This window comes from Desertibacillus haloalkaliphilus (assembly GCF_019039105.1).
Lineage (GTDB): Bacteria > Bacillota > Bacilli > Bacillales > KJ1-10-99 > Desertibacillus > Desertibacillus haloalkaliphilus.
The window spans coordinates 1-325 of sequence record NZ_JAHPIV010000616.1 but is presented as its reverse complement, the minus strand read 5'-3'; the positions used below and the strand labels follow the sequence as shown (position 1 = coordinate 325).

Annotated in this window: 1 pseudogene; it reads right to left on the bottom strand. The window is 36.3% G+C overall.

Annotation, left to right across the window (positions count from 1 at the left end):
• Positions 1–325 (bottom strand): annotated as a pseudogene (locus KH400_RS23550) (hypothetical protein); the annotation flags it as partial.

Below are 325 nucleotides of genomic sequence, written 5' to 3'. Positions count from 1 at the left end.
CCGCTGAGCTAACCAAATATCTACAGGATTAGCACCCATTTTTGTTACTTTTTCAATTAAATCATTAGGAATTTCACGATTTTTATAGACATTATCTATATATTCTGTGATGTGGTTTTGACCACCATGTCGTAATGATTCGTTAATAACCACCCGGGGTATTGTCTTAGAAAAGGTTCCTAAGTCTGGCATAATTCCAAAATGTTTCGTCCCCTTCTTTTGAGCTAATTCTATATTTTTGCTCACCCATTCACTTGTTAAAATATGTGGAGCATGGGCTTCTACTGCGATCTTTATATCAAACTCCTCTGCATACGGTATACAC